The following is a 14,766-nucleotide window of genomic DNA, read 5'->3' as shown; positions in this document are numbered from 1 at the left end:
CCTACTTATCCGTTAAATGCACATACCCTGGACGTGCCCACTTACGATGTACCTCAATGCCAGCTTGAGGGTGACGTTTTTTATTGCGTGGGTTCGCTTTTGGCATCGGATTTTCGCCATCAACTTCTAACACTTCCATACGTACTTTCGTTTGTTTATACGCAGGTGTATTCGTACGTACGTCCACAGCAGGACCTGTTAAGAAATTAATTGCTGTTTCGTTATCTGTAGAGTTCATCGGTAAATATAACTCATTCGCTTTTACACGATCTGTAACGAGTGCACGTAATTTTAATGCTCCAAAAGGAGAGACAAGACGAACTAACGAACCTGTTTTTACGCCACGTTCTTTTGCAAGGTCTGGAGAGATTTCAACGAAAACACCAGGTACTTTCGTTTGAATACCTGTTGATTTATTTGTCATATTCCCTTCATGGAAATGCTCAAGCATACGACCGTTGTTAATGTGAAGGTCAAACTCGGCTGGAAATTCAGCTGGACGTACCCAGTCAGCAATCGCAAAACGAGCTTTTTTATCTGGGAAGTTAAATCCATCTTGGAACAGAAGTGGTGTATTCGTTCCATCAAAACTTCCCCAATGGAAACTGTTCCATCCTTCAAGCACTTCATAGCTCGCTTGCGAGAACAATGGTGATAAACTTGCCATTTCAGCAAAGATTTCACTTGGGTGGCTATAATTCCAGTTTGCACCTAGTTTATTCGCAACTTCCTGGACGATCCACCAGTCTGGTTTCGCGTCTCCTAGCGTAGGAAGAACTTGATATAATCTTTGGACACGGCGCTCTGTATTTGTGAAAGTACCTTCTTTCTCAAGAGATGGCGCTGCTGGTAATACAACATCTGCATACTGAGCAGTTTTAGAAAGGAAAACATCTTGCACAACGAAGAAATCAAGGCTCGATAACACTTCATGTACATGATTTGCATTAGAATCTACAAGAGCCATATCTTCTCCGACAAGATACATTGCTTTCATTTTTCCTTCGTCAATTGCGTGAAGCATTTCAATATTATTAAGACCTGGTTCACTATCAATTTTCACTCCGTAAGCAGTTTCAAATTTCGCACGTTCCATTTCGTTAGTAACGTGCTGATATCCTGGAAGCCATCCTGGTAAAGTACCCATATCACAAGCACCTTGTACATTATTGTGACCTCGAAGTGGGTATGCACCTGCTCCTGAACGACGATAGTTCCCTGTCGCAAGAAGTAAGTTTGAAATTGCAGCGGAAGTATCAGAACCACCTGTATTTTGCGTTACCCCCATACCCCAAAGGATACATGTACCATCTGCATCACGAATCATTTCAGCCATTTGAATAAGTGTTTCTTTTGAAATACCTGTTACTTCTTCTGCATATTCAAGTGTATATTCTTCTAGGCTTTCTTTGAAATCTTCAAAGAAGTTTACATTCTCATTAATAAATTCCTGATCATGCCAACCTTGATCAATCATATATTTCGTAACAGCCATTAACCAAACTTGATCTGTTCCTTGTTTTGGACTAATAAAGACATCTGATCGCTCTGCCATTTCGGTTTTACGAAGATCAGCTACAATTAACTTTTGTCCGTGTAATTTATGTGAACGTTTAATACGTGTAGCTAGAACAGGATGACCTTCCGTTGGATTACATCCTACAATAATAACAAGACCAGATTGCGCAATATCTTTAATCGTTCCGGCATCACCGCCCATACCAATTGTACGGAACAAACCATCCGTTGCTGGTGATTGGCAATAACGTGAGCAGTTATCAATATTATTCGTTCCAAATACTTGTCGAGCTAATTTTTGAATTACATAATTGTCTTCATTTGTAATTTTAGAGGAAGAAATAAATCCGATAGAACCTTTACCGTACTCTTCTTTAATAGCGCCTAATTTATTTGCAACTACATTCAGTGCTTCTTCCCATGTAGATTCAACAAACGTTCCATTTTTACGAATTAAAGGTTTTGTAATTCGTTCTTTAGAATTTACGAAATCCCAACCAAATTTCCCTTTTACACAAGTGGAAATTGCGTTAACTGGTGCATCTGAAGATGGCTGTACTTTAAGGATTTTACGCCCCTTCGTCCACACTTCAAATGAACAACCTACACCACAAAATGTACATACTGTTTTCGTTTTCTTCGTACGAGTATCACGCATAGCCGCTTCCACTTCTGATACCGCAAAAATACCGCTATACCCAGGCTCAACTTCTTTAATTAAATCTACCATCGGTTCAAGAATATCTGGCTTTAATCCCGTCATAAATCCAGCTTCACCGAGCATCGTTTTCTCCATTAAAGCGTTACAAGGGCAAATCGTTACACATTGACCACAGCTAACGCATGAAGAATCATTAATATTTACTCCTTCATCCCAAATAACTCGTGGGCGTTCCGCTTCCCAGTCTATCGATAACGTTTCATTTACTTGTAAGTTTTGACACACCTCAACGCATTGACCACATGCAATACATTGATTAGGGTCATAGCGATAAAACGGATGCGTCATATCAACTTCACTTACATCAACTTTCGGTTCATAAGGATATTTTTGATGTTCGATTTCCATTAATTCTGCTGTATTATGCAGTTTACAGTTCCCATTGTTGTTGTCACATACTGTACAGTATAATAAATGATTTTCTAGTAACCGATCCATCGCCTCTGTTTGTGCTTCTTTTGCGCCAACAGAAGCACGTTCAATGTTCATACCTTCCGTTGCTATCGTCGAACAAGAACGCATTAACTTTCCGTCAACTTCTACAATACAAGTGTCACATGTTTGAATAGGATCTACTTCTGGCACGTAACAAATTTGCGGATGTTCAATCCCGTTCTCATTAATAACACCCAATATCGTCGAACCAGGCTCCGCTGTATACTTTTTTCCGTCAATTGTAATATGAACCATGTTGTCATTCATGGTCTTTCCCCCTTTTTGAGAATAAAAAAACTCCACCACGAAAATATACGCACCATATTTTTGGCACGCTATCATCATGGTGGAGTAGTTTATTAGCACATCTTGCTAAAATACCAATCCATTTATTCATAAATAAAACGATAGATTCATAACAGGTCATATCACGATTCCATCTTTAACACTATAATTATAGCGTTAAATGTACAAATATACAATATAAATTTTAAACTGCGCATATGTCTGTATGTAACTATCCATAATAACCCATATAAAGTTCAACGAGGAATAAGGTGAATATATGGGATCTTTTCGAAAATGGATAAAGGGCGAAAAATCTTTCTCTACACACGAGCAATCTGAAACTGTATTAAATAAAGAAATTTCTTCCTCCATGCCGCTTAATCTTAAACACTTATCCAAATTATTTAGTGGTATTCCAGAATTAATTACACGCACTTTCCCGTTAAAAAACGGAAAAGAAGCTGCTCTTATATATATGGAAGGACTTGTAGATAAAACTGTTATTAATGTAGATATTCTTCGGCCTCTCTTATTTAAAGAATGGAATGAAGATGATTTTTGGGAATCTTCTGTTTCTATAGGGAATATTAAAAAAGTTCAGAAGTGGATAGACATTGAGCAATCTCTCTTACATGGCAAAAGTATTTTATTTATAAACGGTCAATTATCAGCTTTAGAACTAGATACACAAGCGGCGCCAAAAAGGAGTATTGAAGAACCTACAACAGAGACTTCCATAAAAAGCTCACACGAAGGATTTAATGAAGTGGCAAGTGATAGTATCGCACTTATTCGTCGCTATATTCCAAATCGCGAATTAAAAGTGAAAGAATTCACTGTTGGCGAACGAGCAACCTCTAAAGTTTTTTTACTTTATCTTGCAGATGTTGCAAACGAAGATATTGTACAAGATATGGCATGCCGCATCGAATCAATCAAAGTAGATGCTATTCTTACTACCGGTGAATTAGAAGGATTTGTTGAAGATAATTCTTATACTCTCTTCCCACAATTGTCTATCACTGAACGTCCTGACACAACGGCACATCATATTTTGAATGGGAGAATTGCTGTTGTTGTAGATCGCTCACCAGGCGTATTAATAGGACCTATGACCTTTTCATCCTTTTTCCAGACGATAGATGATTACAGCTTCAGACCTATGATTCCATCTTTTATACGACTCCTTCGTTTCACTGGGCTATTTATTGCAATATTTGCTCCAGCTCTTTATATTGCTATGATTTCCTTCCATTATGAAGTGATTCCGCTCAAATTGTTGTTAACGATTGGAGAATCTCGAGCCAAAATTCCTTTTCCCCCCATATTAGAAGCTTTATTAATGGAATTAGTTCTCGAAATGCTCCGAGAAGCAGCGATTCGGCTTCCTGGGCCTGTTGGACAAACAATCGGCGTCGTAGGAGGAATTGTAATTGGACAAGCTGCGGTTCAAGCTGGGATTGTTAGTAACGTTATGGTTATCGTCGTATCAATTACTGCGGTTGCCTCCTTCATTATTCCCAACTTAGAAATGTCAGCAGGAATTCGGCTTCTTCGATTCCCAATGATGATAGCCGCCTCTTTATTTGGCGTCATTGGAATTATGGTTGGAATGGCAATTATTATCATCCATATTCTTTCTATGGAATCACTTGGTGTGCCATATGGTAGTCCTTTTTCTCCGTCATATGCTTCGGATTTAAAAGATACCCTTGTACGTTTCCCATGGAAAATTATGAAGAAACGGCCACTATCTCTACAATTAAAACAAGATAACCGGCAAAGAGATGTTGAGGAAAAGGAGGAGAATAAGTGACAAAACGTGCAAAGAGGGAGATCACTTTATTTCAATACATTTTAACTATTAGTGGTGTTCAAGTCGGGTTCGGCGTACTTACACTTCCGCGTGAAGTTGCACAAGGAGCGAATACAGATGGCTGGATGTCTATTATTATCGGATGTGTCATTACTACTTTAGTCAGTCTATGTATTGTAAAAATCATGGAAAAACATCCAGGATATACTTTACTTGATGTGCTGATACGCTATCTTGGAAAATGGCTAGGAAGAGTAGTAATGATTTTTTGGATTTTATATGCCGTACTCGCAGCTGTTTCCTTAATTTTTTCCCTCTTATACGTTATTCATATTTGGATTTTACCTAGATCTCCTATGTCTTTAATTATGATTTTGTTATCTATTCCAATGCTTATGCTTGCATGTAAAGGGGCACTTATTATTAGTCGTTTTGCTGTTTTTACTGTCATCTTTACACTTTGGATGCCATTATTATTATTTATTCCTCTTAAAGATGGGTATTTCATATATCTTCTTCCTCTCATCAAGGAAGGATGGCTACCAATTCTAAACACCGTGAAATCAACTATCATTGCGTTTCTCGGATTCGAGTTTGCATTTGTCCTTTATCCTTATTTAACTAACAAAGCATCTGCAAAAAAAGGAATTATTATTGCGAATTTGATTACGTTATTTATTTATCTTCAAATCACGTTCGTTTCTTTTATTTATTTTAGTCCAGATGGTATAACAAAGTTTTTATGGCCGACTCTTTCTCTTGTTACACCGTTTCATTTCTCATTTCTTGAGCGATTTGAAATTATCTTTTTGTCATTTTATCTCTTTATTATTTTTGATTCCTGTATTCCTTATATTTTCACTGCTTCAGATGGAATTAATCAATTACTTAACAAAAAAGGGAGTTCATTACCTATTTATTTTTTATTATTCGGGTGTATTTTCATCTTATTCTTTTATATCCCTTCTTCTTATCAGATAAGTGCGTTGCGGGAATTTTGGGGAACTGCTAGTTATTTTATCGTTTTTCTATTCCCAGTTGTATTTCTCTTATACATGACACTTTATCAGCATTGGAAAAGGAGAAAAGTTTAAATGAGACGCTTTATTCATTTTATTATATTTTGTTTTCTCATAATTTTTTTAGTAGGTTGTGAAGATCGGCTTGATTTAGAAAAACAATCCATCTCATTAATTTACGGTTTTGACGCAAAAGCAAAAGGAAAATTAATTGTGTATCACGTAAATCCTATTTTTAATGAAGATGTAGAGAAAAAGTACGAAATTCATGAAGCGAAAGTACATACACCTCGAGAAGCAAAAGATACGTTTAACAGTTCAAGCAGCGGTTTAGTGTCCACAGAAAAGTTACAGCTCATATTGTTTAGCACGAATTTTTTAAAACAAGAAGGAGCTATGCCTTATCTGGATGTTTGGTATCGCGACCCTAAAAATACAGGAAATATGCGCATGGTTGCAGTAGATGGCCCCATTTCTTCTGTTATATATAATAATTTCAAAGATAAGCCTGCTCTTCCTGAATATTTAACAGATTTAATTAATACGAATAAACTATACAATCGGACCGTGTTTACGACATTCCATGAATTTCATAGACAAACTTTTAATAAAGGTATAACACCTGCTATCTCAGAAATAAAAAAAGGAAAGAAAGATATTATCGTTACCGGTTCCGCACTATTAACTTCTCGCGGAATCTATAAGATGTCTTTAAATCGATATGAAAGTGCCCTCCTTCTTCTATTACAAAAGAAGGCCAATACACCAGTTTCTCTTACAATGAAGATCCCTTCTACTCAAGTTGAAAATAATAGTGATTTAAAAGATACAGACGGCAAAGATTTCGCAACAATAAATGTTCTTAGCATGAATCGTGACATTCACACAGGCTATAACGATAAACACTTCAAATTTAATATTGCAATGGATTTTAAAGTTTCCGTATCTGAACTTACATTCAACATGGATATAGACAAAGATAGAAAGAAATTAACTTCTCTTATTACAAAACAGCTAAACAAAGATTTAAACGATCTAATCCACAACATTCAAAAACAGCAACTTGATCCATTTGGATTTGGTGATTATGCGAGAGCATTTCACTATAAAGAATGGAAACAAGTTGAAGATGATTGGCCGAGTGCCTTTTCAAAAGCTAATGTGAAAGTCGCACCAACTATTAAAATTTTAGAAAATGGGATTATTAAATAGCAAAAACACGCTACTTGTTCTTATATGAATAAGTAGCGTGTTTGCATTTCCATTACAAGTATTATTTCAATGGACTATACTTTATTTCTATTTCTAACATTACTATGTTTTTTAGCATATACAAAATATATGAAAACACCTATTATAATCCATGCAACAAAACTAATTAAAGTAAGCTTAGAAAGATTCAAAGCTAAATATATACAACTTACTATCGAAACGATAGGTAAAAAAGGTACTAGAGGAGCACGGAATGGCCTCTTCATATTAGGATGTGTCTTTCTTAATACAATGACAGCTATAGATACAAACACAAACGCTGTTATCGTTCCCATATTCACTAAATTAGCTAATAAATTCAAATCCACTAATCCTGCTAATAAAGCTGCTAGTATACCTGTAACCCACGTATTAAAAAATGGAGTTTGTAAACGTTTATGGACACTTGAAAGTCTTTGTGGTAACAATCCATCTCGACTCATCGAGTAAGATACACGAACAAATGCAAACATAGCTACTAACAGAACTGTTGTTAGCCCTGCTATCGCTCCCACCGATAACAACCCAGCAATTCTATCTTCTCCTACAGTGCGCAACGCATATGCAACCGGATCAGCAACATTTAATTCCGTAAACGGAACCATTCCAGTTAACACGAATGAAACACCTACATATAGAACGGTACAAATGAACAAGGAAACAAGTAGCCCAATTGGCACGTTACGTTGTGGACGCTTCACTTCTTCTGCGGCTGTTGCAACTGCATCAAATCCTAAAAAAGCAAAAAATACAGTAGCAGCGCCCCCTACCACACCGTGAAAACCAAACGGTAGAAATGGTTGCCAATTCTCTGGTCTTACATATTGTGTCCCTACAACAATAAATCCTACAATAACAGCCAGTTTAATAATAACCATTATATTATTTATTCGTGCACTTTCTTTTGCACCACGGCTTAATAAAAATGTAACAACTAAAATAATAAGAACTGCTGGTAAATCAATGATTCCACCCTTCCCCATTCCTGGTGCCGAAGCAAAAATCGTAGGAATGTGAATATTAAAACCTAGTAGCAATGACTGAAAATATGCTGACCAGCCTGCTGCAACCGCAGAAGTCGCTAATAAATACTCCAGCATAACACACCAGCCAACTATAAATGCAAAAATCTCACCTAGTGTCATATATGTATATGAATATACACTTCCCGAAACTGGAACTGTAGATGCAAATTCAGCATAACAGAAAGCCACACATGCACATATAATTGCCGCTAATACAAAAGATAATACAATCGCCGGACCAGCATGTTTCGCTGCTACAATACCAGTTAATACGAAAATACCTGTACCAATAATTGCTCCAATACCTAAAAGAGTTAGATCAATCGCTCCTAAAGTTTGATTCAATACTTTTTTCTTTTCTTCATCCATTGCTTTCTTTATGAAAAGACTCATTCTTTAAAACCTCTTTTTCAAGTTTATCTCTTACTTGTTACATTCTTTATTACTGTTCTATTTTAAAAATAAAAATATACATAGTTCACTTCCCCTATAGACTTAGTAACCACCTCAAAAAAACAGAAAAATCAATCTTTTTATGTCGTATTGAATTTTCAAAATATTAATCGTACCAAAAAACCATTAAGAATGCTGATTGAATTTATCATACAATTAATTATATTGTCAATAATAAATCACTCAAAAATAATCAGTTAATTATGTATCAAATGTTATTTTTATACATAATTATTTTCTCGAAAACATTGTTGTTTTCCAACTTAATATTCATACGCATTTTATTACATTGATTTTCATACAATTTTCATTACATACAATGCAATAAAAATCATAATAACCCCAAACGAATTATTATTTAAAAATAATAATTCGTTTGGGGTTATGTCACCATTTTAATACTAACAAAAAAGTGCAGATTTTCATCTGCACTTTTTTTATTCTTCCACTTCAGCTTCTGCACTACTATTTTCAAGATGCTCCTTCTGAGCTTCCTCTTGCAGCTCCGCTGAAATCATCCCATAATAAAGTTCCGGATATAACCCAAATATTTGATATACACTTCCTAAAAACGGCATCAGAATCCCTCTTTTCTAAAGTTGTATTACCACTTTTAAGGATTCCCTTTTCATTCATTATACATTCGTTTTTGGCGTTTCTTCTTCATCTTGAACACTTAATAAATTTTGCCATTTTTTATACGGAGCGCTATTTGGATCTACATATCCTTTCGCATGCGAGCGATCCCACAATTGTTTAATAAACATTTCTTTTTCTTTCTTTGCCACCATATCAGCACCTGTACCGTAATAGTTCTGGAAATACAACTCGATTTCATCAAGGAATAGTCTTAATAATTCATCTGATGTTTCTTCTAACGTCGGATCATACTTCGCTTCACGGTCATACATTAAAATCATATCTAAAAGATTGTGGACATGTTCTTTTCTAAGCCATCTTACATCTTGGGCTCCTAATACGAACGGATGTGTATATAAATGTCCACCTTGTATCATCGCCTTTTCTTGCTCTTCTTCAAATCGTGACAAGATGTTTTCATAAATAAACGGATTATGAAGCAACGCTCTGTGTAATTTATAACTTTCGCTTGAAATATTTTTCCCCATCGACTGAATTAAAAAGCTACGTCCTACACCGTTATATTGATACACAAACTGTCCATCAACAGCAACTAAACTAATCCAGCGATACATATATGCGTATAGTAATGCACGATTACATTTATCATAATCTAATTTTGTTTGAGTCGCGTTTAAATCTGGCATAAAGGCTGGTAAGTGCCAATACTTATCCAAATGCGGCGTTAAACTAGATTTTTTACTATTTAATTTGTTTACACGGCGATAATACGATTGGAAATAGTCACCTTTATCATTCATAAATCCGTTTGAAATATGTCCTGATGATAATTTAGGAAAGTCTTGCAGCGATAAGCCATAATGCGCTCGATAACAGATCACTTCAAATGGTGAAAAGGCTTCATGTACTGTATCTTTTTCTTTAAACATTTCTTGAATTAATTCCTCTTGCAGCTCTTTCTTTAAAGAAGGATGTATACCCCAATATTGTAATTCCCTATGATGAGCAACTTTCGGAACGAATGGACTCGCTAAATGGAACAGGTCTTCAATTTTTTCACGAACGTATTCATCGCGATCACGTTTCTTATAATCTGCTTCTTTTCGCAACGCTTCAATAATATTCAGTTCTAATTTATCACGATAGCGTACTTGCAGTTCGTCATAACAATAGCTCAGTATATGTTCGCGGTAGAAATCCTCTACCTTTTTCGACTGAATCTCTTCTGTTTTCGCATCACGACAATATTCCCCGTACAAACTCATATAAATTTCCGCTGATATATCTTTCGGTAATACACCTAAATTTAAATGTTGCTGCATATCTTGCCATATCTTTTCTTGCAGCTGTTCCTCAGCTAATACATATACATTCGTCGGGTTTGTTTTTCCTTCAAATTCCTTACTGCGCTTTTGGATTTCGAACAGTAAATTTTCACGTGTTTCATGTAAATTATCAAAAAATCTTTCCCAATATTGAATCATTTTATTCACTGCTTGATATAGCGATTGATATACAAGTTCTAATAGCATTTCTTTTCGATATTCATTTAATTTGTGTACATATTGCGTTACGATGTCTTCAAATTCTCTTTTGAATAAACGTTGCTGATTATTAATCATTTTTCCAAACCAGCCTTGTTGTTGAGCAATTTCCACTCGGCGTACAGCCGTTACCGTCCCATCAATATTACCCACATTAAATTTTTTATCGTAGTTTTGAATTACATTACGCTTTTGTTCATTATTTTCATGTAGTCGATTCATTTTTTCTACTAACTGCTTTCGAATTTCATATAACATAAAACGTGCTGCTACTGGGTGAACTGGATCTGTTTTTTTTAAAAACCATGTATTTAATTGATAGGACTGCCCTTCAGAACCACTTGGTGAAAAGCGATCTGATTCAATCATGTCATATAAAAGTGTCGTTACATGTTCATGTACACGGCTCGGAATCGCATAGGCATATAAACGAACCGCATGATCCACTCTTGCTACTTCACCTTTCATTTGTTCCATCATTTTCAGTTTCGCAGCTGAAATTTTACACTCATGTTGCAGACGATTTAATTCCTCATCTTTTTGCACCGTACGTTGTACATAACTTTCTACTGCCTCTAAAAATAGTTTTGATTTCGCAACTCCAAGCTTACCACCCTCTGCTCCTTCACGCGTTTCATTATACATTTGTCTATAGAAAATATGCGCTTGCTCTGGACGGGTAGCAAGATGTTCCAAATCCTCTAAATAACTTTTGCCACGTTCAGGTTTTTCACGCTGCATACCACGTTTTACATCTTGGTCATATCTTTGCTTCTTCTCTTGAAATAGTTGATCTAAATGTAGCCACGATTCATCTAAACCTTGCACAGCCCATTTTAAAGCACAATATTTTAACACGTGTTCATATGGATAAATGAGCTTTGCCGTTCCTGCTCCGCAATATCGCCCTTTTCCGCTCGATTCTGCCAATTGCTGAATTTGATTGTCTTCCTGCGCAAAATGACTTGTGGACATCGGGCTAAATAACTGTAAATAAATCGTATTTGCCATCTGTTCCATATAGTCTGATAAATTGTGTAAATGGTGTCCATGTAGGTTTTCGTAATCGTATAAGAAACAATAATTGTACGGTAAATGATGTTGTTTAATTGTATGATTCGTTCTTCCGTCTTCATCTACTTGATCAGGGCGATACTCTAATTCAATTGTTACACCGCCGCGTTTTGATAATTCCCCAGTAGAACCGAGTGTAATAGCATGTAATTCTTTTAACGATGCATAGCCGTTCGCTTGCACCGTTTCAAACTCTTTCGCACTAACTGTTCTCGTCTTTACTAAAACATCCGGCATTAAAAACGCACCGCGTATTAAAATGTTATGATGCTGCAATTTCTTCCGAAGCATTTCACGTAAATATAATGCAATTTGCAGAAACATCCCCGAACCTGTTCCGCCTGCTAGTGATGTTACTATAATGACACGCACACCATATTCTGTTTGATCACTTGTAACCGGAAAAATTTTCTCAATTTCTTGCCAAAAGGACGTTAATTTATCTTCTTTCATCGCAGCACGTAACGCTAAACGTGAAATGACGCGTAACTGTCCTGCTCCTTCTGTTAATGGTTTATCAAGTATAGTCGGATCCATCGGAAACCACTCTGGGATTGTTGGATCTCCTGCAATATACTCCCTGGGCGTTTTACTAGAACTCGTTTGTGTCTTAAACTTTCGAATATGATCAAATTTACTCAATGTATTCACATCTGTATCAAATACGTGCATTGCTACCTTTTTCCGGCGCTCTTCAGGCAATTTTTCATATATTTGATGCGTCACAGTACTACCGATTCCACCTAAACCAATTAATATTGTTGGAACTTGTAATGTCATGTGAACCACCTTCCTATTCTTGCTTGTTTGAAAAAAGGGAAAGAGAATCAATACTCCATCCCCTTCTTTTCCCTATCTACTATTCACATTCGTACTTGTAAATCTCCTTACCATATCCCCTATCAATTAGTAAAAGTTCATTTGGATATAGTGTCTTATGTTCCATTCCTACTTCATCCTTTGTTATAAACATCCCATCAATAATCATTCCAACTACTTGTGATTCTTTCGCTACAAAGACAGATTTCGAACCTTTCTTCGCTATAAACGTAACGGATTGCACTGTTTTTCTTTCTGCTCTAAATGGGATACCAAAATAATGGTTCCACCATTTATTTCGAAGTAATTCTGGTTCAGATTGATATAGCCAATCTTTCGCTACCTCTTGATCCCATTCATAATACAGTAGTGCTTTCCGGTGAAATCTTGGCCGAACAATCCATCCTAAAACAATGATTCCTACTACTAGTAGTAATAAAGTGATAGGAATGACAAACTTAAAAATAAGCGCATATTTTTCATAAAACGGAGCATCTTGAATATGGAATATTATGTTTTTCTTTACTTCTTGTAATTTTGAATCCTGCATTACGATGGTAGCTTCTACGGTGCCGGTATCTGTAAAATTAAATGTGTCGGAGTAATAGGGACGAGGATAAACATAGATCTGATTTCCATGTTGCGTTATTTCATAATTGATTGATTGTTTAGATGTGACACCAGTAGATTTTAATAGTTTTTTTACAGCTTCTTCTGTCATCGGCTTACCATCTAACTGTGGCTGCAAAACAAATGGTTTACTATTCTCTAAATTTGTCACTTTTTCTTCATAATCTTTTGTAACAGTTTGAAGTGATAATTTTGGTTTCTCAGCTGTTTCAATTTTAAATTCTTTCGTCTGTCTATAAAACCCCTTTATATTCATATGAACTTTCCCGCGTACTAACCCTTTACCAAGCTTAGTTTCGTAATAAAACACATGCCTTTTATCATCCCACTTCATCGGATATTGTTTTCCGTCTATTTCTACTTCTGCCTGAAAGTAAGAAGACTGAACTGGCAACTCCGTAGGCTTCGCTTCAATAACAGCAGTAACACCTTCGTACATTTCCTCTACATTTTTTTGACTACTATCATCTTTGTCATAAGTAGAAACCGTATAATTAAGCGCCGGTTCAACTAGTACTTGTAGTCCTTCTTTCTCAATGTCCTGGTCCACTTCTATCGTATAAGTTCCTGGTTTAATAACTTCCTGATTTTCCGTACTTATATGAACTATATTTCCGAACAATTTTGCTTCTCCTGGTGCATGTATGGAAAAAGAAGATTGTAATTGTAATGGTTTAGAAATTTGTGTGACCTGATAATCGGGCAGAGAAGGCGATTGTCGTACAAGCGTCATACGCTTTAATGGAAACGGTGTTGTAATCTCTACTCTTTTCCCCACTACTTTCGTTTTTACAATCGATTCAACAGAGGAGAATGGATCACGATTTGCAACTAATGCTGCCACTTGATTTACACTTTTTACAATGCCATCTTCTCCGCTTGACGGCATCGTAACACCATTTATCTCTTTCTTCCATATTTCTTTGAACGTGTTTAATTGTTCTTTTTCTTGTTGTCCTAAATCTTCTTCCATCGTAATTAAGACTGGATGTAACGATATTTTTTTTGCATCCATTTCTTTCTTAAACTGGGCTAATTTCTGCAAAATTTGTTCTTTTCCGCCAACCTTATCTTTCTCTAAATCATTAAATGCCCCGTCAGTTAATACAATAAGCCAAAATTCACGTTTTCCATCTATATCTGCTTCCTTTTTTATAGATTGCATCGCCGTTTCTACCGCGCTAAATGGAGTATTTAAATACGTTTTCCACGCTCCAATTCCCTCAATTTCTGTTTGCCTTTTATCCTTCGTTAACGAAATGTTTAATGGATCATTCGGCTTACTCATTGGAACGTAAGAAAATTTATCTTTTTCATCTAATAGCGCAACTAAACTTTGCAAAGCATAATTGGCATATTTCCAGCGATCGTTATTTCTCATGCTGCCCGAATCGTCATATACAAGTGAAACGACCCTTTCCTTTGCCTCCTCTCCTTTTGCAAAAGCTGATAAAGGTAAACATATAAATAGAAACAACATGAACGTGGCACAAATTCGGATTTTCATGATGAGGCTTCGCCACCTTTGTAGACAAATTCCTATGTTTAAATTTATGAGAGGAAACAAGATATA

Annotated in this window: 8 protein-coding genes; 3 read left to right on the top strand and 5 right to left on the bottom strand. The window is 36.0% G+C overall.

Going from position 1 to position 14,766, the window contains the following annotated elements; all coding sequences use genetic code 11:
- Position 1: 1 nt before the first annotated feature.
- The gene (gene fdhF, locus C4S65_RS02870; protein WP_061665764.1) at positions 2–2,941 is read right to left on the bottom strand and encodes a formate dehydrogenase subunit alpha; all 2,940 of its coding nucleotides are present in this window, start codon (positions 2,939–2,941) and stop codon (positions 2–4) included.
- A gap of 298 nt (positions 2,942–3,239) precedes the next feature.
- Here fdhF and C4S65_RS02860 point away from each other — a divergent pair, with 298 nt between their 5' ends.
- Genes C4S65_RS02860 through C4S65_RS02850 form a run of 3 tightly spaced genes read left to right on the top strand, consistent with a single transcriptional unit; the run spans position 3,240 to position 7,009 of the window.
- Positions 3,240–4,778, top strand: coding sequence for a spore germination protein (locus tag C4S65_RS02860; protein WP_000534544.1), 1,539 nt, complete (start codon positions 3,240–3,242; stop codon positions 4,776–4,778).
- Positions 4,775–5,872 carry an endospore germination permease gene (locus tag C4S65_RS02855; RefSeq protein ID WP_000166529.1) on the top strand — a complete coding sequence of 366 codons (1,098 nt, stop codon included), beginning with the start codon at positions 4,775–4,777 and terminating at the stop codon, positions 5,870–5,872. Before C4S65_RS02860 ends, C4S65_RS02855 begins: the two co-directional genes overlap by 4 nt.
- Positions 5,873–7,009, top strand: a complete 1,137-nt coding sequence (locus C4S65_RS02850) for a Ger(x)C family spore germination protein (protein ID WP_098838346.1) — start codon at positions 5,873–5,875, stop codon at positions 7,007–7,009. It begins immediately after the preceding gene.
- 74 nt (positions 7,010–7,083) lie between these two features.
- On the opposite strand, the gene C4S65_RS02845 is transcribed toward C4S65_RS02850, so the two are convergent.
- From C4S65_RS02845 to C4S65_RS02830, 4 genes are all read right to left on the bottom strand, one after another.
- The gene (locus C4S65_RS02845) at positions 7,084–8,466 is read right to left on the bottom strand and encodes an amino acid permease (protein WP_061665765.1); all 1,383 of its coding nucleotides are present in this window, start codon (positions 8,464–8,466) and stop codon (positions 7,084–7,086) included.
- Positions 8,467–8,963: 497 nt separating this feature from the next.
- A complete protein-coding gene (locus C4S65_RS02840) occupies positions 8,964–9,104 on the bottom strand; it encodes a hypothetical protein (protein ID WP_001116193.1) in 141 nt (46 codons plus the stop codon).
- 57 nt (positions 9,105–9,161) lie between these two features.
- Entirely contained in the window at positions 9,162–12,524 is a 3,363-nt protein-coding gene (locus tag C4S65_RS02835) for a tubulin-like doman-containing protein (RefSeq protein ID WP_061665766.1), read from the bottom strand.
- A gap of 79 nt (positions 12,525–12,603) precedes the next feature.
- Positions 12,604–14,700: a vWA domain-containing protein gene (locus C4S65_RS02830; RefSeq protein ID WP_000702066.1), complete on the bottom strand. Its 2,097-nt coding sequence runs from the start codon at positions 14,698–14,700 to the stop codon at positions 12,604–12,606.
- Positions 14,701–14,766 lie beyond the last annotated feature (66 nt).

This window comes from Bacillus sp. ok061 (assembly GCF_900108285.1).
GTDB lineage: Bacteria > Bacillota > Bacilli > Bacillales > Bacillaceae_G > Bacillus_A > Bacillus_A thuringiensis_S.
The sequence above is the reverse complement of the archived record's forward strand: the minus strand, read 5'-3'. Positions and strand labels throughout refer to the sequence as shown.